Source organism: Massilia sp. 01N410 (assembly GCF_056399665.1).
In genome coordinates this window covers 1-24,381 of sequence record NZ_JBFTRV010000021.1, presented here as the reverse complement: position 1 = coordinate 24,381, position 24,381 = coordinate 1, and the positions used below count along the sequence as shown (strand labels likewise).

The 24,381-nt window shown below is 65.3% G+C and carries 24 protein-coding genes and 1 pseudogene; 15 read left to right on the top strand and 10 right to left on the bottom strand.

Features of this window, described 5'->3' with window-relative positions; translation table 11 throughout:
- The first annotated feature begins 42 nt into the window (after positions 1-42).
- Positions 43-582 carry a prepilin-type N-terminal cleavage/methylation domain-containing protein gene (locus AC1DOP_RS22640; RefSeq protein WP_477253483.1) on the top strand — a complete coding sequence of 180 codons (540 nt, stop codon included), beginning with the start codon at positions 43-45 and terminating at the stop codon, positions 580-582.
- Between the two features lie 51 nt (positions 583-633).
- Here AC1DOP_RS22640 and AC1DOP_RS22635 read toward each other — a convergent pair whose 3' ends face one another.
- From AC1DOP_RS22635 to AC1DOP_RS22615, 5 genes are read right to left on the bottom strand one after another with little or no spacing between them, the layout of a single operon-like run.
- Complete coding sequence (locus AC1DOP_RS22635; RefSeq protein WP_477253481.1) at positions 634-1,122, bottom strand: MSHA biogenesis protein MshP; 489 nt, start codon at positions 1,120-1,122, stop codon at positions 634-636.
- Positions 1,119-2,009 carry a type II secretion system protein gene (locus tag AC1DOP_RS22630; RefSeq protein WP_477253479.1) on the bottom strand — a complete coding sequence of 297 codons (891 nt, stop codon included), beginning with the start codon at positions 2,007-2,009 and terminating at the stop codon, positions 1,119-1,121. The genes AC1DOP_RS22635 and AC1DOP_RS22630 overlap by 4 nt, the downstream gene beginning before the upstream one ends.
- On the bottom strand, positions 2,006-2,506 hold the full coding sequence (locus tag AC1DOP_RS22625; RefSeq protein WP_477253477.1) for a prepilin-type N-terminal cleavage/methylation domain-containing protein: 501 nt from the start codon (positions 2,504-2,506) through the stop codon (positions 2,006-2,008). Before AC1DOP_RS22625 ends, AC1DOP_RS22630 begins: the two co-directional genes overlap by 4 nt.
- Positions 2,496-2,978 carry a pilus assembly FimT family protein gene (locus tag AC1DOP_RS22620; protein WP_477253475.1) on the bottom strand — a complete coding sequence of 161 codons (483 nt, stop codon included), beginning with the start codon at positions 2,976-2,978 and terminating at the stop codon, positions 2,496-2,498. The genes AC1DOP_RS22625 and AC1DOP_RS22620 overlap by 11 nt, the downstream gene beginning before the upstream one ends.
- Entirely contained in the window at positions 2,975-6,037 is a 3,063-nt protein-coding gene (locus AC1DOP_RS22615) for a DUF6701 domain-containing protein (protein ID WP_477253473.1), read from the bottom strand. The genes AC1DOP_RS22620 and AC1DOP_RS22615 overlap by 4 nt, the downstream gene beginning before the upstream one ends.
- Before the next feature lie 307 nt (positions 6,038-6,344).
- Between AC1DOP_RS22615 and pilM the strand changes: the two genes are divergently transcribed.
- The 7 genes from pilM to AC1DOP_RS22580 are packed head-to-tail and all read left to right on the top strand — an operon-like array spanning position 6,345 to position 12,970.
- Positions 6,345-7,238: a type IV pilus biogenesis protein PilM gene (gene pilM / locus AC1DOP_RS22610; RefSeq protein WP_441933186.1), complete on the top strand. Its 894-nt coding sequence runs from the start codon at positions 6,345-6,347 to the stop codon at positions 7,236-7,238.
- Positions 7,235-7,891 (top strand): PilN domain-containing protein, encoded by a 657-nt coding sequence (locus AC1DOP_RS22605; protein ID WP_441933184.1) that lies wholly within the window; start codon positions 7,235-7,237, stop codon positions 7,889-7,891. The genes pilM and AC1DOP_RS22605 overlap by 4 nt, the downstream gene beginning before the upstream one ends.
- The gene (locus AC1DOP_RS22600) at positions 7,888-8,577 is read left to right on the top strand and encodes a hypothetical protein (RefSeq protein WP_441933182.1); all 690 of its coding nucleotides are present in this window, start codon (positions 7,888-7,890) and stop codon (positions 8,575-8,577) included. The genes AC1DOP_RS22605 and AC1DOP_RS22600 overlap by 4 nt, the downstream gene beginning before the upstream one ends.
- An 8-nt stretch (positions 8,578-8,585) precedes the next feature.
- Complete coding sequence (locus AC1DOP_RS22595) at positions 8,586-9,029, top strand: hypothetical protein (RefSeq protein ID WP_477253470.1); 444 nt, start codon at positions 8,586-8,588, stop codon at positions 9,027-9,029.
- Complete coding sequence (gene mshL / locus AC1DOP_RS22590; protein WP_441933179.1) at positions 9,026-10,813, top strand: pilus (MSHA type) biogenesis protein MshL; 1,788 nt, start codon at positions 9,026-9,028, stop codon at positions 10,811-10,813. The genes AC1DOP_RS22595 and mshL overlap by 4 nt, the downstream gene beginning before the upstream one ends.
- Positions 10,813-11,721, top strand: a complete 909-nt coding sequence (locus AC1DOP_RS22585) for an ExeA family protein (protein WP_441933177.1) — start codon at positions 10,813-10,815, stop codon at positions 11,719-11,721. The genes mshL and AC1DOP_RS22585 overlap by 1 nt, the downstream gene beginning before the upstream one ends.
- A 10-nt stretch (positions 11,722-11,731) precedes the next feature.
- A complete protein-coding gene (locus AC1DOP_RS22580; RefSeq protein ID WP_441933175.1) occupies positions 11,732-12,970 on the top strand; it encodes a tetratricopeptide repeat protein in 1,239 nt (412 codons plus the stop codon).
- Between the two features lie 163 nt (positions 12,971-13,133).
- Here the strand turns inward: AC1DOP_RS22580 and AC1DOP_RS22575 are convergent, their stop codons facing one another.
- Complete coding sequence (locus tag AC1DOP_RS22575; protein WP_441933173.1) at positions 13,134-14,291, bottom strand: pyridoxal phosphate-dependent aminotransferase; 1,158 nt, start codon at positions 14,289-14,291, stop codon at positions 13,134-13,136.
- 8 nt (positions 14,292-14,299) lie between these two features.
- Entirely contained in the window at positions 14,300-14,746 is a 447-nt protein-coding gene (locus AC1DOP_RS22570; RefSeq protein ID WP_441933171.1) for a putative toxin-antitoxin system toxin component, PIN family, read from the bottom strand.
- Positions 14,747-14,782: 36 nt separating this feature from the next.
- Between AC1DOP_RS22570 and yaaA the strand changes: the two genes are divergently transcribed.
- Positions 14,783-15,550: a peroxide stress protein YaaA gene (yaaA, locus tag AC1DOP_RS22565; RefSeq protein ID WP_441933169.1), complete on the top strand. Its 768-nt coding sequence runs from the start codon at positions 14,783-14,785 to the stop codon at positions 15,548-15,550.
- A gap of 181 nt (positions 15,551-15,731) precedes the next feature.
- Here yaaA and AC1DOP_RS22560 read toward each other — a convergent pair whose 3' ends face one another.
- On the bottom strand, positions 15,732-16,571 hold the full coding sequence (locus AC1DOP_RS22560; RefSeq protein ID WP_441933168.1) for an outer membrane protein assembly factor BamD: 840 nt from the start codon (positions 16,569-16,571) through the stop codon (positions 15,732-15,734).
- 98 nt (positions 16,572-16,669) lie between these two features.
- On the opposite strand from AC1DOP_RS22560, the gene AC1DOP_RS22555 reads away from it, so the two are divergent.
- Both AC1DOP_RS22555 and pgeF read left to right on the top strand, forming a co-directional pair.
- Positions 16,670-17,686 (top strand): RluA family pseudouridine synthase, encoded by a 1,017-nt coding sequence (locus AC1DOP_RS22555; RefSeq protein ID WP_477253465.1) that lies wholly within the window; start codon positions 16,670-16,672, stop codon positions 17,684-17,686.
- Entirely contained in the window at positions 17,686-18,474 is a 789-nt protein-coding gene (gene pgeF / locus AC1DOP_RS22550) for a peptidoglycan editing factor PgeF (protein WP_477253463.1), read from the top strand. Before AC1DOP_RS22555 ends, pgeF begins: the two co-directional genes overlap by 1 nt.
- On the opposite strand, the gene AC1DOP_RS22545 is transcribed toward pgeF, so the two are convergent.
- Positions 18,467-18,673, bottom strand: coding sequence for a hypothetical protein (locus AC1DOP_RS22545; protein WP_477253461.1), 207 nt, complete (start codon positions 18,671-18,673; stop codon positions 18,467-18,469). The genes pgeF and AC1DOP_RS22545 overlap by 8 nt on opposite strands.
- A gap of 55 nt (positions 18,674-18,728) precedes the next feature.
- Here AC1DOP_RS22545 and phaC point away from each other — a divergent pair, with 55 nt between their 5' ends.
- The 4 genes from phaC (at position 18,729) to AC1DOP_RS22525 (ending at position 24,194) form a co-directional block, all read left to right on the top strand.
- Entirely contained in the window at positions 18,729-20,486 is a 1,758-nt protein-coding gene (gene phaC, locus AC1DOP_RS22540) for a class I poly(R)-hydroxyalkanoic acid synthase (RefSeq protein WP_477253459.1), read from the top strand.
- Between the two features lie 184 nt (positions 20,487-20,670).
- Positions 20,671-21,228, top strand: coding sequence for a polyhydroxyalkanoate synthesis repressor PhaR (gene phaR, locus AC1DOP_RS22535; RefSeq protein WP_441933161.1), 558 nt, complete (start codon positions 20,671-20,673; stop codon positions 21,226-21,228).
- A 179-nt stretch (positions 21,229-21,407) separates the two neighbouring features.
- The gene (gene rimO, locus AC1DOP_RS22530; RefSeq protein ID WP_441933160.1) at positions 21,408-22,865 is read left to right on the top strand and encodes a 30S ribosomal protein S12 methylthiotransferase RimO; all 1,458 of its coding nucleotides are present in this window, start codon (positions 21,408-21,410) and stop codon (positions 22,863-22,865) included.
- Between the two features lie 165 nt (positions 22,866-23,030).
- Positions 23,031-24,194: a cystathionine beta-lyase gene (locus AC1DOP_RS22525; protein WP_441933158.1), complete on the top strand. Its 1,164-nt coding sequence runs from the start codon at positions 23,031-23,033 to the stop codon at positions 24,192-24,194.
- A gap of 41 nt (positions 24,195-24,235) precedes the next feature.
- On the opposite strand, the pseudogene AC1DOP_RS22520 reads toward AC1DOP_RS22525, so the two are convergent.
- A pseudogene (locus tag AC1DOP_RS22520) lies at positions 24,236-24,381 on the bottom strand (electron transfer flavoprotein subunit alpha/FixB family protein); the annotation flags it as partial.

The following is a 24,381-nucleotide window of genomic DNA, read 5'->3' as shown; positions in this document are numbered from 1 at the left end:
CGGCGTCGAAACCGCAAAACCTCACTTCATTCGGAGAGTTTGATGAACAAGAATATCAAGGTCCAGGCGCAGGGCGGTTTCACCCTGATCGAACTGATCGTCGTGATCGTTATCCTGGGCATTCTGGCGGCGACTGCGCTGCCGAAGTTTGCCAACCTTAGCGGCGATGCTCGCCTGGCCAGCGTTAACGCGGCCAAGGGTGCGCTGTCTTCCGCGGCCGCCATCGTTCATGGCAAGATCCTGGTCAACCCTGGCGTGGTGTCGACCGCTGCGACACCGAACACGGTGCCGGTCGAGGGCGTGAATATCGAAGTGGCGAATGGCTACCCGATGGGAACGACTGGCGGCATCCTCGCCGCAGCCGGCATCTCGTCCAACGATTACACTGCGTACAGCGCTACCGAAAACGCCAGCGCCACGGTGAAGCCGGCCACTACCGGCAGCCAGATCGCCCTGGTGCCGAAGAGCCTGGCCGGCAACGCCAACGCGACCAAATGCTACGTGCTGTACACCCCTCCGGCCACCGCGACAGCCGCGCCGACCGTCACCGTGGGCACGACCACCGCAAGCGACTGCGAATAATCTTCGTTCCGGGATCGGCGCTCGCCGATCCCGTCCTCCTGGCCCGATCCCCTAGTAGCAATCCCCGCCAGCCGGCGTCATGCACACCGTCGCCACCCGCCGCCGCTCGGTATAGTCCACCTGCGCACTACTGCCATTGTCAGGGCACGACCCCGAGCTGCCGTTGCAGGCCACCGCCTCGACCTGGTACAGGTTCTTGACTACCACGTCGCCGCTGACCGGATCCTGCCCCTCATTGTAGCTCGTAGGCTTGCAGCGCACGGTGACCAAAAAGCCGCTGTCCTTCTGGAAGTCGTTCAAGTCCTCCTTTGCCGCGCAGCCCTGCGCGTTATTCATTTTCAGCTGGTAAAACGCCCATTCGAGACCGGCCCGCGCCGCCTGGCTGGCGCGCGCACCGAGCGCCGCGCCGGTGGCGGCATTCGCCTGGCTCGTGTTCAGGCGCACGATGGCGGTCGCCATACCGGCCATCAGCACCAGCAGGATGACGGCGGCGATGTAGGCGAAACCGCCCTGTGTTCGCAACATCGGCGGACGTTTCACGGCATGTTCTCCACTTGCGAGCCGACCGTGAGCGTGACGGTTTCGCCGTTGTCGGTGAGTGTCAGTTGCAGCTGCGCGAAGCCGCTCTGCGCGGTCGCGCCCTGGCTGGGGTCGTAGGCGAAGTTGCAGTTGCCGACCTTGGTGCTGACGATTGAGCTTTTGCCGCCAGGGTAGATCGCGTCGCTGCCGGTGGTGACCGGGCAGCTCTGGGTGCCGCTGAAGCCATAGCCGACGATGCGGGTCAGGGTGCGGCTGCCATCCTGTGCCGGTGCGCTGCACATATAGGTGACTGCCTGCAGGGTATTCGGCACGATGTAGAAGCGGCCGCCCTCATACCCATAAGGGAACTGCTTCGCTGCCTGCAGTGTGATGCGGGACGTCCCGAGCTTGGCGGGCGGGGTGGTGACGGATTCGACCTGGCCTCGGCTGACGCCCGTATAGACGTCGGCAGTGTTCTGGTTGCCGATCACGACCCAATCGCCTTGCACCGGCGTGGTGGTAAAGAGCGTGAGCACGTCGAAGGCCACGGATGGCTGGGTCAGGTCGAGCCACTTCGACGGGTTCCCCGGATTGTCCTGGTCCCACTGCGTATCGGCGGCCGTGCGGAAGCGACCGCCATCGCTGCTCGGCACCATCTCCAGGCAGGATGCGCCGTTCGCGCTTTGCGCGGGCAGCAGGCGCAGCGAGTTCGGCACCGCGGTGTGGATCTCCGTGACCATGCGACGCAGGGCAGTGTCGGCCATGTGGGTCAGGTTGGCGCGCCGGCCCACCGCCAGGTAATTCTGCAGAGCGGGACCGAACTGCATCGCGAAGATGCCTGCGATGATGCCGGTCACCGTGATCACGACGACCAGTTCGACGAGGGTGAAGCCGCGTTCCTTGTTCATGGGGGTGTGCGCCATCCGGTGAGGACGAAGGCGTCCTCGGGCCTGGCGTCCATCTTGTAGGTGACGGTGATCGTGATCTTCAGATTCGGTGTGCCGGCTCTCAGCTTCGAGAGCGTGTCGTCGAGGGGTATGCTGACGGTCACGTTGTACGACTCCAGGCCGGCGATCGGATTGTTCCTGGCGTCGCGGATGCCGGACAGGTTCTTTCCATAGCCGTCGAAATCCCTCACATCGATGAAAGTATCGCGCACGATGGGGTTATAAGCGGTGGTGTTCAGACCGTAGGGCCTGAGCAGGATCTCGCCCATCAGGCTCTCCGCGATCGCCACCTTCTGCTGCAGGATCAGCGGGTCGGCGCTGGCGCGGTTGCCGGTGCTGAAGGCCGCCACCAGCCCGCCCAGGGCGGCGGCGATGATGACCATGGCGATGATCAGCTCGACCAGGGTGACACCGGCGCTGCGCCGGCGCATCCGCACCCGAGCGCGGTTATTCGACATAGCCGGTGCCTCCCGCGAGCGTGATGACGCGCTGGGGCGAGCCTTGCGCGGAAATCGTGATCTGCGCGGTGTCGATCAGGGTCTTGCCGTCGACGTCAGAGCTGATGTCGCCGTTCGGCTGGAAGTACAGATTGCCGCTCAAGCCGCTGGCCAGCACGTCCGGATCCGAGGTCGAGAAATCGCTGTCCGGCGCATTCGCCAGCAGGCTCGCGCAGGCCGGCGCCGATTTCGCCGGGTTCTCCACGGCGATGCGCAGGGTCAGCGCCTTGGGGCCCAGGCTGGCGCAGACGAGGCGGCGATGCGCGCGCGCCGAGGTCGCCGCCAGCCGCAGGCCGCTGACGAGCTGGTCGCCGAACACCTGGGCGCCGCGCTCGCCGCTGTTGATCAAGCGCGGCACGGCGACCGCCGCCATGATGCCCAGCAGGACCATGATGACGATCAGCTCGACCATCGTGAAGCCGCGCTCCCTCAATTGAACACCTCGCGCGTGTGGATCAGGCGCTTGGCCTCGGGCGTGTAGATGCCGAAGGTGGCGCGCGCGGCCGGGTCTGCGGCCGGTGCCGCCGAAGGTGCGCAGATGCCGTTCGGGCCGCGCAGCCAGGGCATCTTCGCGCCGGCGCTGGCGGGACGCGGGGCGGGCAGACAGGATGTGTCCGTGGTGGCGGTGCCGAGGTTGATGGCGACGGTCGCGGTGCCGGTGCCGCCGGTGGGGTGCAGGCTCAAGCTGCCCAAACCCTTTGTCATGCTGATGACCTGGCGGTTCTGGTCGATGCCGGCCGGGGTCAAGGCGGGCGGCAGAAGCGGCGAGGCGGCCTGGATCGCGATGGCCGAGGTGGGAATCGGATGGAGGTCGTCCCCATCGCTGGTGTTCTGGATCCAGCTGCCGCCGGTCCAGTACTGCAGGGTGACCGGCAGGGCCAGGTCGCCCTTGGCGTTGCCGAAGCGGCTGGCGATGGTGACGCGGCCGCTGCGGGCTTCATAGACGTCTTCGCCGCCGGCGGGGGCATCTTTCGAGCTGACGCCGCCGGCTGCCGTTTCCGTCGCGCGCAGGCGGATCTTCAATGGCAGGCTCGGCGAGTTCGCGAAGGTGAACACCAGCGGCGTGGACGACGTCGCGGGCAGGGTGGCGACTCCGCTGACGAAGGCGCTGGCCGGCAGCGGCGCTGCGCTTGAGCTGCCGAGCCCGGACAGCGTGCCGGGATTGGGGAAAGGCGGCGTGGTGTTGGAGCTGGCGGGAATGGGCGTGCTGCCGGTGGCATCGTAGGCGGTCAAGAGCAGCGGTTTGCTGTAGCCGAAGCCGCTGTCGTAAAGCGTCGTGACATTGCCCAGCGCGCTCATGGCAGTGACGGTGACGTCGACCGGCTCGCCGGAATAGTAGAAATTCCTGCCAGTGGCGACCCGGCTTTCCTTGACCTTGAAATAGGCCGGCATCGAGAGGATCGCGCCGCAGCCGCTGGCGGCGCCGAGGCTGGTCTGGACCGCGGCCGGACGGGGCTTGGCGCCGCCGAGGTACTTGGCGCTGGTTTGCTCGGCCTTGATGTTGAAGGCGCCGGCTTCCGTATAGGTGAACTGACCCCAGAAGCCGGTCCCGGTCATTTTGCTGTCCACGAGGCTCAGCTGGCCCAGATCCGTCGCATTCAGCTTGCAGCCGACCGTGTCGAGTGCGCCCATGCTGAAGTTTACGGTCTCGGGGGTGGCTTCCAGACCAAAGTTGGGGGTTGTGACGCCTTCTGCGTTGAGAGGAGTAACGGTAACATCGAAGGCCTTGCCCGCGATCGTCGGCGACGTGGTTTTCAGGCTGAACGAATATGGCGCGACGATGACATTGCCGCTGGCGTCCTTCGCACTATTGTCCGAGGTCGAGGCGGCGATGCCGAGCTTGCCGACGTCGGCATAGTACATCCAGAAGGTCGCGCTGCCGTTGTTATCGAAGGTGATCGGGAAACCGCGGGCGCTGCCGGTGCAGGTACTGGTACTTGCGCCGGCGGCGCTCAGGGTCTGGAACGACGGGTCGTTGCTTGCCACGTTGGCGAGGCTGCTCACCTTGACCGGCAGGCTGCCCTTACCCGGATTGCCGTAGGCGCAGCTCAGCTGTATTGTTTTCTGCTGGCCGACCAAGGCAGGCACGCAGGATTTCGTCTTCGGGTCGGAGACGGTGGCTGTCAGGGTGAACGGCGTGACGGTTGCCGAATACTGGTCCTGCAAGGTCAGGCCGAGCCCGATGGTGCCATCGAAATTCATGCTGCAGGACGCGCTGCCGTTCGACGTGCTGCTGCACTGGAGGGCATTGGCGGCCGCTACGCTGGCCCCACCGAGCGCCAGCGTCGCCGTACCCGGAACGGACTGACTGACGGTCGCGTTGATGCTGACCCCGCTCGAGCCGATGGCGAAGCTCTTGCCCCCCGGCTGCAAGGTGACGCTGACGCCACCGGTATAGAGGCTCGTACATGCCGAATCGGCGCAGGCCTTGACCGTCACCGGCTCCGGCGTGCAGGCGCTGGCGCTGCCGTCGTGCACGATCAGGAAGTGGTCGATGGGCGTGGCGGATGGCGCAACCGCGCAATGCGGCCCCTGGTCCGTGTTGACCGGGAAGCCGCTGTTGTTGGTGACGCAGTCGCATTGGCCGTTGGTCGTGCCACCCGTGCAATAGATCATCTTGGTGACGCGGCCGGCCCAGTTCAGGGTTGCACGGTCGACCGTGGCGTTGCCGTTGATGATCGCGTTGGAACTGTCGAGTGTGAGGTTGCCGGCGCTGACGTCGCCGGTCACGTTGACCTTGTCGCCTAGCCGGAGCGAGGTCTTGGCGGTGATCTTGCCGTTGACCGCGCTTTGCGAAGCCAGCAAGGAGACCGTCGGGGCGACGATGTCGCCGGCAACCGAGCTGCCGGATGCGAGGGTAAAGCTGGTCCTGGCCGTGACGTTGCCCTTGATGACCACCGGCGAGTCGGTGTCGATGACGTTGCCGTTCACCGCGCCGTTGATCGTGCAGTGGGAGCCGATCGAGACGTTGCCGCTCGCGCTGACGCTGCCGGTAATGCTGGTCGTCGAGCCGGAACCGAGGTTCATGGTGACGGCGCTGATGTTGGCGGTTATCGACTGCGCCTGGTTGCCGATCGTGAAGGTTCCGCCACTGATGAGGTTGCCGCTGCTGATCGCCAGATTGCTCGGCTTGATATTGCCGATATTCAGGTTGCCGGTCACGTTCAGGGTTGCCGAGCCGCTCATCGCCAGGCTCTGGTTGTAGTCGAAGTTGACGCCGCTGCTGTTGACGACGACCGTGTAGCCATCGGCGATCGTCATCGTATCGGTGTTGGTGGTCAGCGGGAAGCCATTGCAGGTATAGGTTTTGCTGGAGAGAGAGCAATTTCCCGCAGCGCCACCGTTGAAGACGAGATCGGCTGCGGCAGCAGCCGTGCCCGCAAGGCAGCCGCTTACCAGGACGCACCAGGCGCACAGATGCGCCAGTGCCGCGGGTCCGCCCGTGCGCCCGCGCCTGAACATCGAGAAAAAGCTGTCCGCGAATCTCTTCAAACTATTTAATTAATGGCCAGAAACAATACACCCGCGAGTGTGCATGAGTTGGCCGCTAATCGCAAAATCATTTTTGCTGCCGCCGCACGTGGAGAAAGTGTCCGTCCACCATGAGGTGTACTTACAACAGGAAATCGTCAGTTCTGTGAAGAATGTTCGGAATATTTTTCCTTAGTGAAAAAATGGTATCGGCTTTTAACCACAGTTGAATATAATCAAGGACTAGCGAAACCACTCAAAAGTCACCATACCATTGCTCCGCATGCGTTTTTTTAGGAAAAAAAAGAAACAAGGCGCCTGGCTGGCAATGGTGTTGCAACGCGACGGCATCGTGGCGGCCAGCGTGCGCCGCGGCGACGGCAAACCGGCGGTGACCGTGGCCAGTCACTATCCGGGCCAGGCGAATGCCGACGTCCTCGAAAAGGCCGGCAAGGATTTGCATGCGCAGGATTACCGCTGCACCACGGTGCTGGGCGGCGGCGACTACCAGATCATGGCGGTCGAGGCGCCGAATGTGCCGCCCGACGAGCGCAAGGCCGCGATGCGCTTCCGCCTGAAGGACATCCTCGATTTCCCGGTCGCCGAAGCGACCTTCGACCTGGTCGAGATCCCGCTCGATCCGAATGCCGCCGTGCGTCCCCAGCAAAGCGTATTCGCGGTGGCGTCGCGCAACGGCACGATCAAGGCGCGCCAGGACCTGTTCCAGCAGGCCAAGGTCGAACTCGGCACCATCGACATTCCCGAAATGGCCCAGCGTAACCTGTCGACCATGCTCGAGACCGACGGCCGTGGCATCGCCATGTTGTCCTTCGGCGAGGATGGCGGCCTGCTGACCGTGTCTTGCCGCGGCGAGCTGTATCTGTCGCGCCGCATCGACGCCACCCTGGCCCAGCTGCTCGATACCGACCACGAACGCAAGCACCAGGCCTTCGACAAGATCACGCTCGAGCTGCAGCGTTCGCTCGACCACTTCGAACGCCAATTCTCCTTCATCGGCGTGGCCAGGCTCGTGCTGGCGCCGAGCGGCGCCCAGGGCCTGGAAGAATACCTGTCGAGTAATCTCTACACCCGCGTCGAAACCCTCGACCTGGGCATGCTGCTCGACCTCGCGTACGTTCCCGAGCTGCTCGGTGCGGCGGCCCAGCAGCGCTTCTTTGTTGCGATCGGCGCCGCGCTGCGCGAGGAAGGGGCGGCGGGATGAGCCAGCAGATCAACCTGTTCAATCCGGCCTTCCAGAGACAGACCACGCTGTTCTCGGCGCGCGCGATGGGTATCGCCGCCGGTGCGCTGGTGCTCGGCCTGGCCGCGATGGGGGCCTGGTCCGAGCTGTGCCTGGCTCAGCTGCAGGGCGAAGCGAACACCGTCGCGCGCCGCCTGGAAGTCGCGCAGAAGCGGCTGGCAAGCGTGTCGGCGGAATTCACGCCGCGCCACAGCGATCCGGCGCTGGCAGCCCAGATGGTCGAGGCCGAGCAGCAGCGCGCGGCGCTGCAGCATGTGGCCCAGGTGATCGAACGCGGCGAACTGGGGAATACCCAGGGCTACGCCGAATACTTCCGCGCGATGGCGCGCCAGAGCCGCGAGGGCCTGTGGCTGACCGCCGTCAGCGTCGGCGGCGCCGGTCGCGAGATCGGCGTGCAGGGCAGGGCGCTCGATCCGGCCATGGTGCCGGGCTTCCTGGGCCGCCTGCGCAACGAGCCTGTCCTGCAGGGCAAGGCCGTCGGCAGCATGCAGATCGGCGAAGCGCCGCCGCTCAAGCAGGCCGGCGCGGACGGCAAGGAAAGCAGCGTCCCCGCCCCCTATGTCGAATTCAGCCTGCAGTCGGCGGCGGCGGGCGACAAGGGAGACCGGCCATGAAGCAGCGCTGGTCCCGGCTTGCCGCGCGCATCGACGCGCTCAGCCAGCGTGAACGCCTGCTGGTGTTCGCCGCCGTGATGGCGGTGCTGGCCTTCCTCGGCCAGGCGGCGCTGCTCGCTCCCCTGCAGCGCAAGCAGGACCTGTTGAAGAACCAGATTTCACTGCAGCGCGCCAGCCTGGCCGAGACCGAGAGCGCGATCGGGCGCAAGGTCGCGGAAGCCGAGGCCGATCCGGACCAGGCGCTGCGCACCCGCCTGGCGGCGACACGCGCCGACACCGCGCGCATGAGCGAGCAGATGCGCGCCATGCAGAACGGTCTGGTGCCGCCCGAGCGCATCGCGCCGCTGCTGGAATCGATTTTGCGCGCCAACGGCCGCCTGAAGCTGGTGTCGATGCAGACCCTGCCGGTCGGCTCGCTGAACGAACTGGGCGCGGACCCGGCCGACAAGGCCGCTGCCGGCGCACCCATCGCGGCGAAGCAGCCGGACCTGCTGTTCCGTCATGGCGTCGAACTGACGGTACGCGGCAGCTATCTCGACATGGTCGATTACATGACGGCGCTCGAAGCGCTGCCCACCCAGCTGTTCTGGGGCAAGGCCCAGCTCCAGGTCGAGCAGTATCCGACCGTACGCCTGACCCTGACCCTGTACACCCTGAGCCTGGACCCGAAATGGATGAAGCTGTGAGGAAGAGCATGAAGCGAGCCACCCCCCTGTCCACGACCGCGGCCCTGGCGGCGCTGTTGGCGCTGGCCGGCGCTGCCGGCGCCGCCAATGCTGCCGCCGCCGCGATTCCGGAAGCGGCCCAGCGTCTGCCTGACCCGACCCGTCCGCCGGCCGCGGCGCTGCAGGCGCCTCCCGGTTCCGGTCCCGGCGCAGCGGCGGCCGACGTCCCGCCGCAGCTGCAGTCGGTGATGCTCGGCGCCGCCGGCGGTCATCGCATCGCCGTGATCGACGGCCAGGGCGTGCGCGTGGGCGACAGCGTCCGCGGCGCGCGCGTGGTCCGCATCGCCGACAGCGAGGTCGAGCTGCAGCGCGGCCGCGAACTCCAGGTGCTGCGCCTGTACGTGCAGGACAGCGCGGGCGGCATGACCCGCGTGTCGGCCGGCGCCGCGCACCGCAGCGGAGGACGACAATGAAGCAGCTGAACAAACCGTTCGCAGCCTTGCTGGCGGCAATGCTGGCGCTGGCCGGTTGCCAGACCCCGCCCGCCAACACGACCTTCGACGCCATCAAGAATGAAGTGGCGCGCGATGCCGCCAGACGCCCGGCGGCGCCGGCCGTCGACGATGCGGTCGCCAATGCCCTGCTGCCGCCTGCAGCCAGCCTCGCGACCCAGCTGCCGAAGGCGCGCCCTGCGCTGGAAGAGCGCTTCAATGTCTCCTTCAACAACGTTCCCGCCCAGCAGTTCTTCCGCTCGATCGTCGCCGGCACCCGCTACAACATCCTGGTGCATCCGGACGTCAGCGGCGCCATCTCCGTCAACCTGAAGGACGTGACCCTGGAGGAGACCCTGGACGCGGTGCGCGAAGTCTACGGCTACGACTACAAGATCGAGGGCACCCGCATCTCGGTCAAGCCGCTGACCATGCAGACCAAGATGTTCCGCGTGAACTACCTGGTCGGCAGCCGCCGCGGGGTGTCGAACCTGCGCGTGTCCTCGACCTCGGTGGCGAATGCCGTCAACAACCAGAACGGCAACGGCAACCAGAACAACGGCAGCAACCAGAACAACAACCAGAACCAGAACAACCCGAACAACCCCAACGGCCAGAACCAGAACCAGGTCGAGAGCACCGACGTCAGTACCACCTCGAACAACGACTTCTGGACCGACCTGAAGGCGGCCATCGAAGCCATCGTCGGCTCGAAGGAGGGCGGGCGCAGCATCGTCGTCAGTCCGCAGTCGGGCGTGGTGGTGATCCGCGCCATGCCGGACGAGTTGCGCAACGTCGACGCCTACCTGAAGGCGACCCAGCTGGCGGTCGACCGCCAGGTGATCCTGGAGGCGAAGATCCTTGAGGTCGAGCTGAACGACAGCTTCCAGAGCGGGGTGAACTGGGCGTCCTTCGCTTCGATCAGGAGCGGTCATGACAACCGCGTCTCGGGCGGCCTGGTGGCGCCGGGTTCAACCCTGACGCCGCTGCCCTTCAATGGCGGCCAGCCGGGCGTCATCAGCGATCCGAGCACCGGCCTGTCGGCCAGCACCGGCTTCTCGCTGTCGAATGCGGCCGGCGCCGCCGGCTCGATGTTCGGCCTGGCTGTCCAGACCAGCAATTTCGCGGCCCTGATCTCCTTCCTCGAGACCCAGGGCACGGTGCACGTGCTGTCGAGCCCTCGTGTGGCAGCGGTCAACAACCAGAAGGCGGTGCTGAAGATCGGTACCGACGAGTTCTACGTGACCGGCGTGAGCACCACCACCAACGCGAACGCGTCCGGCAATACCACCACCTCGCCGAACGTGACCCTGCAGGCCTTCTTCTCGGGTGTGGTGCTGGACGTGACCCCGCAGATCGACGACCGCGGCAACATCCTGCTGCACGTGCACCCGTCGGTGAGCCAGGTCTCGACCGTGAACAAGTCGGTGAGCCTGGGCACGGCCGGCAACCTGAACCTGCCGCTGGCGGCGTCGGCGACCTCGGAGCTGGACAGCATCGTGCGCGGCTCGAACGGCCAGGTGGTGGCGATCGGCGGCCTGATGCGCCAGTCCTCGACCGTCGACAATTCGCAGGTGCCGGTGGCCGGCAACGTGCCGGTGCTGGGCAACCTGTTTGGCGCCAAGAAGCGCGTCAACCAGAAGCGCGAACTGGTGGTGCTGATCAAGCCGACCATCGTCGAAGGCATCAACAACTGGAACGACGACCTGCTCGACACCGGCCGCCGCATCGAGCAGCTCGACCCGCGCACCCGAGGAATGCGGTAATGTACACGGCCCATTTCGGCCTGCGCGAGCCGCCCTTCGGGATCACGCCCGACACCAGCTTCTTCTTCGGCAGCCCGGGCTCGCAGGAAGCGCTGAACACCTTGCTGGTGGCGGCGCGCAACGGCGAAGGCTTCATCAAGATCACCGGTGAAGTCGGCACCGGCAAGACCCTCCTGTGCCGCAAGTTCATGGCGACCCTGGGCGACAGCTTCGTCACCGCCTACATTCCGAACCCCTACCTGGAGCCGCGCACCCTGATGCTGGCCCTGGCCGACGAGCTCGAGATCGCCCTCGACAAGGACGTCGACCAGCACCGTCTGCTGAAGTCCATCATGGACCGCCTGCTGGCGCTGGCCGGGCAGGGCAAGCGCGTGCTGCTCTGCCTCGACGAGGCCCAGGCGATCCCGGTCGAGAGCCTGGAAGCGCTGCGCCTGCTGACCAACCTCGAAACGGAAAAACGCAAGCTGCTGCAGATCGTGCTGTTCGGCCAGCCGGAGCTGAACCGCAAGCTGGAGCTGGAATCGATCCGCCAGCTGGCCCAGCGCATCACCTTCCACTACCACCTCGGGCCGCTGAGCCGCGACGACCTCGACTTCTACGTCGCCCACCGCCTGCGCGTGGCCGGCTTTGCTGGCGCCCGCCTGTTTTCCAGCGGCGCCATCGCCAGCCTGTACAAGGCCAGCGGCGGCGTGCCGCGCCTGGTCAACGTGCTGGCACATAAATCGCTGATGCTGTGCTACGGCGAGGGCGGCCACAGCATCTCGCGCGCCCACGTAAACGCAGCCGCGAAGGATACGCTGGCGACCAGCACCAAGGGAAAGGGCGGACGCCGCTTCCTGCCCTGGGCCGCCATCGGCGCCGTGCTGGCCGGTGCCGCCGCCACCGTCGGCTGGGCAATCACACGATGACGAGCCTGCGATGAGCCTGATTAACAAGATGCTCCAGGACCTCGACTCGCGCGGCACGCCGGGCGCCGAGTCCTTGCCATTCCAGATCCGGCCGGTGGCGCGCGAGCGTCAGCGGCTGGGCGAGCGCGTCGATGGCCGGACCCTCAGGCTGGCCGCCCTTGGTACCGGCGCGACCGTGCTCATCGCCCTGGCTTCGTGGTATGGATGGACGCAGGTCCAGGCGAATCGCAGCGGCGTGAAGCCGACTGTCGTGGCTGCGGTGCCGGCGCCGGAAACGCGTGTGACTTCGGTCCCGGTCGTGGCGCCGGTCGCCGGCGTGCCTGCGGCCGTGTCAGCAGCGCCGGCGCCCGCCGTGGCCGTGCGCCACGACGACAGGTTCGACGCAGCGCCGGCCGCCGGCGTGCATCCGAAGAGCGTGGACGGCTATGCGCCGGACAGCGACGAAGCCCGCGCCGCACGCCAGGCCATCATGGCGGAGCTGCAGGCACGCATGACGGCAGGCACGCCCAGCCCGCTGGCCCGTGCCCGCGCGGCCACCCACGAGGCGAAGCCGAAGGACAAAGCCAGGGCCAGGACGGAAGCCCGCCGGGAGGACAAGTCCCCGGCGCCGTCGCGCGCCGCCGAAAGCGCTGCCGACACCGCCAGGGACAAGCGCAGCGCCGGCCAGGGCCGCCAGGAATCGGGCGTCCAGCGCGCCGAGGGCGAATACCGTCACGCGCTCAACGCGCTGCAGGATGGACGGATGACGGAAGCCTTCGCCGCGCTGGAGCAGGCGCTGAAGCTGGATCCGAACCACGATGCGGCGCGCCAGACCCTGGTCGGCCTGCTGATCGAAGCCAGGCGCACCGACGAGGCGATCCGCCATCTGCAGGCCGGCCTGATCCTCGACCCGCGCCAGCCGGCACTGGCCATGCTGCTAGCGCGCCTGCAGATCGAACGTGGGGCTTCCGGCATCGACACCCTCACGCGTACCTTGCCCTATGCGGGCAATAACGCCGACTATCACGCCTTCCTGGCCGGCGCCCTGCAGCGCGAACAGCGCTACCGCGAGGCGGCCGAGCAGTACCAGGCCGCGCTGCGCACCGCGCCTGCCAATGGCGTGTGGTGGATGGGACTGGGGATGTCGCTGCAGGCCGACAAGCGCAATGCGGAGGCGCTGGAAGCCTTCCAGCGGGCGCGTGCGAGCGGCACTTTGTCGGCGGAATTGCAGGCGTTTGTGGAGCGGCGGCTGCAGCAGTTGGGACGTTAAGCGGCTTACCTGCAACATACTGGTAACGGTGCCCGCTGCCTTGAAACGTCGTCCCCGCGAAGGCGGGGATCCAAGTTCTGCTCGAGTTGTCGAAACGCATGCAAACTTGGGTTCCCGCTTTCGCGGGAACGACGTGCTCATGTCGCGCGAATGACGATGCTTCTTACACCTTCGCCAAGCGCTCCAACGCCACCTCCAAAGTCTCATCCTGCTTCGCAAAGCAGAACCGCACGATCCCCGACCCCTTGCCCTGGCTGTAGAACGCCGACACCGGAATCGCCGCCACCTTGATCTCGCGCGTCAGCCACTGCGCGAATTCCGATTCGCTCAGGTCGGAAATGCCGTCGTATTTCACGCACTGGAAATAGGTGCCGTCCGCCGGCAGCAGGGTGAAGCGGGTATTCGCCAGGCCTGCCCGGAACAGGTCGCGCTTCTTCTGGTAGAAGGCAGGCAGCTCCAGGTAGGGGCTGGGGTCGCGCATATAGGCGGCCAGGCCGTGCTGCATCGGCGTATTCACGGTGAAGACGTTGTACTGGTGGACCTTGCGGAACTCGGCCATGAGGCTGGCCGGTGCCGCCACGTAGCCGACCTTCCACCCGGTCACGTGATAGGTCTTGCCGAAGCTCGAGACGACCAAGGCGCGCTCCGCCAGCCTCGGATCGCGGCTGACCGACTCGTGCTGCTGGCCGTCGAAGACCATGTGTTCATAGACTTCGTCCGACAGGATCAGGATGTCGGTGCCGTCGACGATATCGGCGAGGGCGTCCAGGTCGCTCTTGCGCAGGATGGAGCCGGTCGGGTTGTGCGGGCTGTTGATGACGATCATCCGGGTACGCGGCGTCACCGCAGCGGCGATCTCGTCCCAGGGCACACTGTAGCCGCTGTGGCCTAGCCGCATCGACACCGTCACCGGCACGCCGCCGGCCAGCTGCACGGCCGGCAGGTAGCTGTCGTAGGCCGGTTCGATGATGATGACTTCCTCGCCCGGATGCACGGCGCACAGGATGGCGGTGGTCAGCGCCTGGGTGGCGCCGGCAGTGACGGTGATCTCGGTCACGGCATCATAGGCGTGGCCGTACAAGGCCTGTATTTTTGCGGCGATGGTTTCGCGCAGCAGCGGCACGCCGGACATCATCGGATACTGGTTCAGGCCGGCGCGCATGGCCTCGTCGACCAGGCCGAGCAGGCGCGGGTCGCAGCCGAAGTCGGGGAAGCCCTGGCCGAGGTTGACCGCGCCATGCTCGTTGGCGAGCGCGGACATCAGGGTGAAGACGGTGGTGCCGACGGCCGGCAGGCGCGATCGAAGTATGGGTGTAGACATGGCGTTTCTCACATATCAGGGGCGAGTTTGACCCAGGCGTCCGGGGTCATGATCCGGTACAGGCCTTCGCGCGCGGTCTTCTTGGCCAGCTTGAGCAAGGCCTTGTCCTTGGTGATCAGGATGGCGGCGTCGGCGTCGCGGGCGATCTCGAGGAATTTCTGGTCGTCGCGGTCGGTGCAGACGGGCAGGCGGATCGCGCGGCTGTCCGGCGCCACCACACGGATCAGGGCGTCGAAACGGGCGGCCGCGTCCGGGCGCGTGCTGTCGTCGAGCGGCAGGTGAGGGTAGTGCAGGACGTACAGGTATTCTTCGCGGCAATCGGCGCGGGTCACTGCCTGGACCGCGCCGCTCTCGAGCGCGGCCAGCAGGCCGGCCCAGCGCGGGTCGCGGAAGACGAAGAGGTCGAGGCAGACATTGGTATCGATGACGATGGGTTTGGCTGAAGCGGGTATCATGTCGGCAATTTTACTTGTTGTACGCATTTCTCACCCATGCTGATCGTTCTTTCGCCCGCCAAATCGCTCGACCTCGACACGCCGCCCACCACCGACCGCAGGACCACCCCGCAATTCATCGACCGCGCCGCGGAGCTGATCCGCGTGCTGAAGGCGTATTCGCCGGCCCAGGTCGGCGCCCTGATGAGCATCTCCGACCCGCTGGCCGTGCTGAACGTGACCCGTTACGCCAGCTGGCACCCCGACCACGTTGATGCGCGCCAGGCCGTGATGTCCTTCGACGGCGACGTCTACACCGGCCTGGACGCGCGCAGCCTCGACGCCAGGGCGCTGGACTACGTGCAGGACCACGTGCGCATCCTGTCCGGCCTGTACGGCGTGCTGCGTCCGCTCGACCAGATGCATCCCTACCGCCTGGAGATGGGCACCAGGCTGGCCAACCCGCGCGGCAAGGACCTGTACGCTTTCTGGGGCGAGACGGTGACGGGCGCGCTGAACGAGGCGCTGGCGGCGAACGGCGCCACCGCGCTGGTGAACCTGGCGTCGGAAGAGTACTTCAAGTCGGTCAAGCCCAAGCTCTTGAACGTGCCGCTGGTCGTTCCCGTGTTCGAGGACTGGAAGAACGGCAAGTACAAGATCATCTCCTTCTTCGCCAAGCGGGCGCGCGGGATGATGGCGCGTTATGCGGCTGAGCGTGGGATTACCGACCCGCAGGCATTGAAGGCCTTCGATGTCGATGGTTATGCGTTCGACGAGAGTGTGTCGACGGAGAAGGCGTGGGTGTTCAGGCGGCGGGTCGAATAAACCCCCGTTTTTCCCGCGAAAGCGGGGACCCATGCCGAGCGATCGAAGCTGCGATCTGACGAATGATCGCGAGAGTTCAGGTCGACCGATTTCTGTGCTTCAGTATGGGTTCCCGCCTTCGCGGAAACGACGTTTTGGAGCCGCCAAAAGAAAAACGCCTGCGATCAGCAGGCGTTTCAATTTACTGCACAGCATCCTTCGGCGCCGGTTGCGGCCCGGACTTGGCCCAGAACTTCCACCACGGCGCATCGCCGCTGCCCTTGCCGCCCAGGAAGTGGCTGTTCGGGTAGTTGGTCTGGAACACGCGCTGGGTGTCGTCGCGCAGGTCGAACATGCCCAGCTTGTCGTAGCTGCGGATCATGATGAACAGCGCTTCCTCGCGCGCCGGCGAGGTCGGGAAGTTGGTGACGGCTTCCTGGGCGCGGTTCAGCGAGGCCAGGTAGGCGCCGCGGCGGTAGTAGTAGTTCGCCACGTGGACTTCGTAGGAAGCCATCGCGTTGATCAGGTAGTTCATGCGCTGGATCGAGTCCGGCGCGTATTTGCTGTTCGGGAACTTGTCGACCAGTTCCTTGAAGGCGGCGAAGGCTTCGCGGGTCGCTTTCGGGTCGCGTTCGGTCGGATCCTGAGAATAGATGAAGCTCATGAAGCCGATCTGGTCGTTGAAGTTGATCAGACCGCGCAAGTAATACATATAGTCGACCTGCGGATGATTCGGGTGCAGCTTGATGAAGCGTTCCACCGCGGCCAGGGCCTCGGCCTGGTCCTGGGCTTTATAGTGCGCGTAGGCGATTTCCATCTGCGCCTGGGTCGCATAGGTACCGAACGGATAGTTGGTTTCCAGCTTTTCGAAGAGCTTGATGGCGGCTTCGTAGTGGGCGCCATCCATTTCTTCACGCGCGTCAGCGTATAATTTCGATGCTGACACGTTCTTGCTTTCGTCGGACTTTCCCGGCAACAAGCCGCAAGCTGACAAACTGAGCAGAGCACCCGTCACAACCAATACAGACAATTTTTTTTGCATAGCTTTTTGCAAGAAAGTTTTTACCGAGATACAACGAACGGCTGATTATAGCCGATGGGAACAACGTGATATTAAATGCTGCGCCGAATTCGGCGGAAATGCCTCTCGACCCCGATTTGGACGACGACCTGGACGCCGAGTTCGCACCACAACCCGGCCTGGCGCCGAGTGGTGTCGACTTCTCGCCGATTACCCTGACCCTGGACCCGTCGCACTGCGGCCAGCGCCTCGACAAAGTCGTGGCCGGGCTGGTGCCGCAGTTCTCGCGCAGCCGCCTGCAGCAATGGTTCGACGAAGGCCACGTCACGGTCGACGGCAAGCCGGCCAAGGGCAAGGGCACCGCCTACGGCGACGAAACCGTGCTGGTCGTACCCCAGCCGGCGCCGGAAGACACGGCCTATACGCCGGAAGCGATGGAACTGAACATCGTCTATGAAGACGAGTCCATCCTCGTGATCAACAAGCCGGCCGGCCTGGTCGTGCACCCGGGTTCGGGCAACTGGTCGGGCACGCTCCTCAACGGCCTGCTGCATTATTGCCCGCAACTGGTCTCGGTGCCGCGCGCCGGCATCGTGCACCGCCTCGACAAGGATACCAGCGGCCTGATGGTGGTCGGCAAGACCCTCGAAGCCCAGACCGACCTGGTGCGCCAGCTGGCGGCCCGCACCGTCAAGCGCGAATACTTCGCCCTCGTGTGGGGCACGCCGCGCCTGTCCGGCACCATCGATTCGCCGATCAGCCGCCACCCGACCGAGCGCACCAAGATGGCGGTGTCGAATGCGCCGATGGCCAAGCCGGCCATCACGCACTACGAGCTGCTGGCGAAGGGCGAACTGGACCGCCGCCCGGTGAGCCTGGTGCAGTGCCGCCTCGAAACCGGCCGCACCCACCAGATCCGCGTGCACATGCAGTCGCTGGGCTACAGCCTCGTCGGCGACACCGTGTACGGCAAATCCCACCTGCTGTCCTTCTTCCACCGCCAGGCGCTGCAGGCGCGCCGCCTGGGCCTGACCCATCCGGCCACCGGCGAACACATGGAGTGGGTGGTGCCGCTCGCCGCCGATTTCGCGGAATTGCTGGAACGCGCCGGCATCGAAGAGCCGGAAGCGGCCTGATGCCGGGGCTGCATCCCGGGCACCTGGTCCGGCCGGACTGGCCGGACCTGCCTGCCAACATCGATGCGCTGGCGACCACCCGCCTGGGCGGCGTCAGCGCTGCGCCTTTCGATGACGGCAATGGCGGCGGCGGCCTCAACCTCGGCCTACACGTGAAGGACGACCCCGACGCCGTCGCCGAAAACCGTGCGCGCCTGCAGGCCCTGCTGCCGGGACGCCCGGCCTGGATCGCGCAGGTCCACGGCGCCGAGGTGGTCGATGCCGCCACGGTCCAGCCCGGCGGACCGGTGCGCACCGGGGACGCCAGCATCGCGACGCAAGCGGGCGTGGTGTGCGCGATCCTGACTGCCGATTGCCTGCCGGTGCTGTTCGCCGACCTCGAAGGCAAGGTGGTGGGCGCGGCCCATGCCGGCTGGCGCGGGCTGGCCGGCGGCGTGCTCGGCGCCACCGTAGCCGCGATGCGCGCGCAAGGCGCGGGCGAGATCACGGCCTGGCTTGGTCCGGCCATCGGACCGGACGCTTTCGAAGTCGGCCCAGACGTGCTGGATGCCTTCCGCGCCGCGCTGCCGGACGGTGGAGCAGAGGAGGGGTTCCGGCCTTATCCCGGACGCGAAGGCAAGCATCTGGCGAACATGCCGCTGCTGGCGCGCCGGCTGCTGGCGCGCGGCGGCGTGACCCGCGTGCACGGCGGCGACCGCTGTACCTTCACGGAACGCGATCGTTTCTATTCCTACCGGCGTGACGGTGCGGGCAGCGGGCGTCAAGCGAGTTTGATCTACATTAAGTAACGGGCGTATCGGGACGCTTAGAGTGTTGAGCTTCCCGCTTGCGCGCCCGGCCGCGCCGCCATGCTCCCGTCAGGTAGAAAACGAGAGATAATGGCAACACGCCGTAAAACAGGAAGGTCATGATGCCGCCAACCACGGAAGGCTCGGTGGCCGCCATCAGGGTCACGACATACATCCATCCGATGGCGACGATCCACATAAGACTTTCCTTTGTTGCACGCTCGAATACCCGATTCTAAACAATGGACGCCGATATGAATACGCCCGTAGCTACCGCGCAGCCTGGCGCTGCATGGATGTCGCAGTTTTCCGATCCCTCCGTTTGGCAATCCTGGATGAAGTTCGCCGACCCCTCGGCGTTTGGCGGCGGCATGGCCCAGCAGGCGGCGCCGGTGATGCGCATGCTGGGCGATTTCGGCGCCGGCTTGCCGCAGGCCAAACTCGAAGCCCTGCGCAACGACTACCTGCAGAAGGCGATCCGCCTGTGGCAGGACGTCATGAGCGGCAAGACGCCCGAGTTCAAGGACAAGCGCTTTTCGGCGCCCGAATGGACGGCGAACCCGGTGTCGTCCTTCAGCGCCGCGTCCTACCTCCTGAATGCCGAATTCCTGCTGGCGATGGCCGAGGCGGTCGAAGCCCCGCCGCGCGACAAGCACAAGATCCGTTTCGCCGTGCAGCAGATTGTCGACGCACTGTCGCCAGCCAATTTCCTGGCAACGAATCCGGAAGCCCAGCAGAAACTGATCGAGACCAAGGGCGAGAGCCTGACCAAGGGTCTGCAGAACATGCTGGCCGATATGCAGAAGGGCCGGATCTCGCAATCCGACGAGTCGGCGTTCGAGGTCGGCCGCAACGTCGGCGTCACGCCCGGCACCGTCGTATTCGAGAACGATCTGTTCCAGCTGATCCAGTACACCCCGGCAACCCCGACCGTGCACGAGGTGCCGCTGCTGATGGTGCCGCCCTGCATCAACAAGTTCTACATCCTCGACCTGCAGCCGGAAAATTCGCTGGTGCGCTATCTGGTGGAGCAGGGCAATACCGTATTCATGATGTCCTGGCGTAATCCGGACCAGGCTATGGGCAGCAAGACCTGGGACGATTTCGTCGACCAGGGCGCGGTCAAGGCCATCGAGGTCGCCCGCGAGATCTCCGGCAAGGAGAAAGTGAACGTGTTCGGCTTCTGCGTCGGCGGCACCATCGCCGCCAGCGCGCTGGCAGTCGAGGCGGCGCGCGGACGCCAGCCGGCGGCCAGCCTGTCTCTGTTCACGACCCTGCTCGACTTTGCCGACAACGGCGTGCTGGACGTCTTCGTCGATGAGACCCAGGTCGCGCTGCGCGAACAGCAGCTGGCGAAGGGGGGGCTGATGCCGGGACGCGACCTGGCGACGACCTTCTCCTCGCTGCGTCCGAACGACCTGGTGTGGAACTATGTGCAGCAGAACTACCTGAAAGGCAAGACCCCGCCGGCCTTCGACCTGCTGTACTGGAACGCCGACAGCACCAACCTGCCGGGCCCGATGTTCTGCTGGTACCTGCGGAATACCTATCTGGAGAACAAGCTGAAGGTGCCGGGCGCGCTGACGGTGGCCGGCGTCCAGGTCGACCTCGGCAAGATCGATTGCCCGGTCTTCGTCTACGGCTCGAAGGAAGACCACATCGTGCCCTGGGAAGCGGCGTTCGCCTCGATGAACCTGCTGAACCCGAAAAAGCCGAAGGCCAACCGCTTCGTGCTGGGCGCGTCCGGGCACATCGCCGGCGTGATCAACCCGGCCTCGAAAGGCAAACGCAGTCACTGGGTGAACCAGTCCAATGGTCGCAACCGCCCCAGGAGCGCTGCCGACTGGTTCGCCGGCGCGACGGAAGTGAAGGGCAGCTGGTGGGCGGAATGGGCGAAATTCCTGGCCGAGAACGGCGGCAAGGACGTCCCGCCGCCGGCCAAGCCGGGCAATGAACGCCACCAGCCGATCGAGCCGGCGCCCGGCCGCTACGTGAAGGCACGTGCCGACTGAGTTCTTGATAGACGGGCAACTTGCTTTAAAAATACGTGAGTTGCCTGTTGAATAATTGCTGCGCCTGCGATCGCAACGTGGTATTTTAGAGAATATCCTCTTGGAATCGGAGACGCCCGCGGCTCGGCTAGCCGGTCCGCGGACCGCATAACAGAGCGCCGCGGCGCAATATTTGGAACCTGAGATGAGCAGTGGAAAAAAGAGTAGCGAACGCCTGATCAAGAAGTACCCGAACCGCCGTCTGTACGACACCCAGACCAGCTCCTACATCACCCTGTCCGACGTCAAGCAGCTCGTGCTGGACGCCGACGAATTCACGGTGGTCGACGCCAAGACCAGCGAAGACCTGACCCGCAGCATCCTCCTGCAGATCATCCTGGAAGAAGAAGCACACGGCGCGCCGATGTTTTCGAGCGCCGTGCTGTCGCAGATCATCCGTTACTACGGCCATGCGATGCAGGGCATGATGGGCTCCTACCTGGAAAAGAATGTCCAGGCCTTCACCGACATCCAGAACAAGTTCGTCGGCTCGGCCGCCGGCGCCCTTGAGGGCAAACCCTTCTCGACCGAGATGTGGACCCAGTTCATGAACATCCAGGGCCCGATGATGCAGGGCATGATGAACAACTACATCGACCAGAGCAAGAACCTGTTCCTGCAGATGCAGGAGCAGATGCAGAGCCAGAGCAAGGCGATGTTCGGGACTTTCCCGTTTGGGGTGCCGACGGATACCAAGAAGTAACATCACAGCGCGAAGAGCCCGCGCCCTCAAATCCGTCGTCCCCGCCTTCGCGGGGACGACGGTGTGGCGTAGCGATCCCATGCCGCCACTCAGCAGGCCTTGAAATGACCCTTCGGTTTTCCTGATCCCCCGCTTCCTGTACAATCGCGGATTGCCCAGAATTTTCCGTCGCAATCCACATGCCTGAACTCCGCCGCAATCCGCTTTCCGCCACCCAAGATTCCGCAGCCGCCGCCGCCGAGGCCCCGGCTTCGAACCCGGTCGTGATTCCTCCGGCCGCGCCCGGCGTTGCCGCGCCCAAGGTCGGCTTCGTCTCGCTCGGCTGCCCGAAGGCCCTGGTCGACTCCGAGCAGATCCTGACCCAGTTGCGCGCTGAAGGCTACGAGACCGCCAAGTCCTATGCCGGCGCCGACCTGGTGATCGTCAACACCTGCGGCTTCATCGACGCCGCCGTGCAGGAGTCGCTGGACGCCATCGGCGAAGCGCTGGCCGAGAACGGTAAAGTGATCGTCACCGGCTGCCTCGGCGCCAAGAAGGATGCGGCGGGCGACGACATCATCACCAAGGTGCACCCGAAGGTGCTGGCCGTGACCGGTCCGCACGCCGTCACCGAAGTGATGGAATCGGTCCACCGGCACCTGCCGAAGCCGCACGATCCCTTCATCGACCTGGTGCCGGACCACGGCGTCAAGCTGACCCCGAAGCACTACGCCTACCTCAAGATCTCGGAAGGCTGCAACCACCGCTGCAGCTTCTGCATCATCCCGTCGATGCGCGGCGACCTGGTCTCGCGTCCGATCCACGACGTGCTGCAGGAAGCCGAAAACCTGTTCAAGGCCGGCGTGAAGGAACTGCTGGTCATCTCGCAGGACACCAGCGCCTACGGCGTCGACGTGAAATTCCGCACCGGCTTCTGGAACGGCCGCCCGATCAAGACCCACATGACCCAGCTGGCCGAGGCCCTGGGCGAGATGGCGCAACAGTACGGCGCGTGGGTGCGCATGCATTACGTCTACCCCTACCCGCACGTCGACCAGGTGATCCCGCTGATGGGCGAGAACCTCGTGCCTTATCTGGACATTCCGCTGCAGCACGCGCATCCGGACGTCCTGAAGCGCATGAAGCGTCCGGCCAGCGGCGAAAAGAACCTGGACCGCATCCTGGCCTGGCGCAAGATGAATCCGGACCTGGTGATCCGCTCGACCTTCATTGCCGGCTTCCCGGGCGAGACGGAAGAGGAATTCGAATACCTGCTGGACTTCCTGCGCGAGGCGCAGATCGACCGCCTGGGCTGTTTCGCCTACTCGCCGGTCGAAGGCGCGACCGCCAACGAACTGGCGAATCCGGTGCCGGAAGCCGTGCGCGAAGAACGCCGTGCGCGCGTGATGCTGCTGCAGGAAGAGATCTCGCTGAAGCGCATGCAGGCCAAGGTCGGCAAGAAGATCCGCGTGCTGGTCGACGAAGTCGGACCGCGCGAAGCTTTGGGGCGCTCGGCTGCCGACGCGCCGGAAATCGACGGCGTGGTCCACATCAAGCGTGCGCTCCAGCCGGGCAAGGCCAAGCCGGCCGTCGGCGAGTTCATCGAGGTTGTGGTGACCAAGGCGGATGCGCATGATCTTTGGGCGACCGTCGCCTGATTGTTCGTGTCACTAGTACCCGCAACAGTTGAACGTCGTTCCCGCGCAGGCGGGAACCCATACTGAGCCGCAGGATTCGAATTGCTCGCGGTAGGGTAACCGGTTCGACGTTGGTGCTTCAGCATGGATCCCCGCCTGCGCGGGGATGACGATATGGTGTAGAAGATGAGCAAAAAATCCCTCCAAACCACCCTGGTCCACAGCGATTATCGCGCTCCCGAAGGCTTCGACGCCTTCCCCAGCGCCATCCACCACGCTTCGACGGTCCTGTTCAAGGACGTCGCCAGCATGCGCAGCGGCGACTGGAAGAACAAGAACGCCTACACCTACGGCCTGCACGGCACCCCGACCACCTTCAGGCTCGAAGCCCGCCTGGCCGAGATCGAAGGCGGCTCGCACTGCCTGCTGGCGCCGTCCGGCCTGGCCGCGATCTCGATGGTCGACCTGGCCCTGCTGAAGTCCGGTGACGACGTCCTGCTGCCCGAAAACGTCTACAACCCGAACCGCGAACTGGGACGCTGGCTGAGCGCCGACTTCGGCATCACGGCGCGCTACTACGATCCGCTGGTCGGCACCGGCATCGCGGATCTGATCCAGCCGAACACGAAGCTGATCTGGACCGAGGCGCCGGGTTCGGTGTCGATGGAAGTACCGGACCTGCGCGCGATTTGCGCAGTCGCGAAAGAGAAGGGCGTGCTGGTCGCGCTCGACAACACCTGGTCGGCCGGCCTGGGCCTGCGCGCATTCGACCTCGGCGTCGACATCGTCATGCAGGCGCTGACCAAGTACCAGTCGGGCGGCTCGGACGTGTTGATGGGCGCCGTGATCACCCGCGAGAAGGCGCTGATCGACCGCATCGCCCTGGCCCACATGCGCCTGGGGATGGGTGTCAGCGCCGACGATGCCTACCTGGTGATGCGCGGCCTGCCGACCATGAAGCTGCGCTTCGAAGCCCACGACGCGGCCGCGCGCAAAGTGGCGGCCTGGCTCAAGGCCCGGCCGGAAATCGCGAAGGTGTTGCACCCGGCTTTCGAGGATTGCCCCGGCCACGAATTCTTCCAGCGCGACTTCACCGGCGCCGGCGGCCTGTTCTCGGTACTGTTCGATGCACGCTATACGGAAGAGCAGACCGACCGCTTCGTCGATGCGCTGGAATTGTTCGGCATCGGCTACAGCTGGGGTGGGGCGAACAGCCTGGTGATGCCTTACCGGATCCAGGGTATGCGCCGGAATTGGGCGGATGCGGGAATTCTGGTTCGCTTCAATATCGGGTTGGAAGATACTGACGACCTGATTGCCGATATCGAGCGGGCGTTCGCGAAGCTCTAAGCCGTCATGCCGGGCATTGCCCGACCTGACGGTTTTAAAGCTTAGCCCAGTTCCTTGACCAGCGCCGGCACGACCTCGAACAGGTCGCCGACGATGCCGTAATCGGCCACCGAGAAGATCGGCGCTTCCGGATCCTTGTTGATGGCGACGATGGTCTTCGAGTCCTTCATGCCGGCCAGGTGCTGGA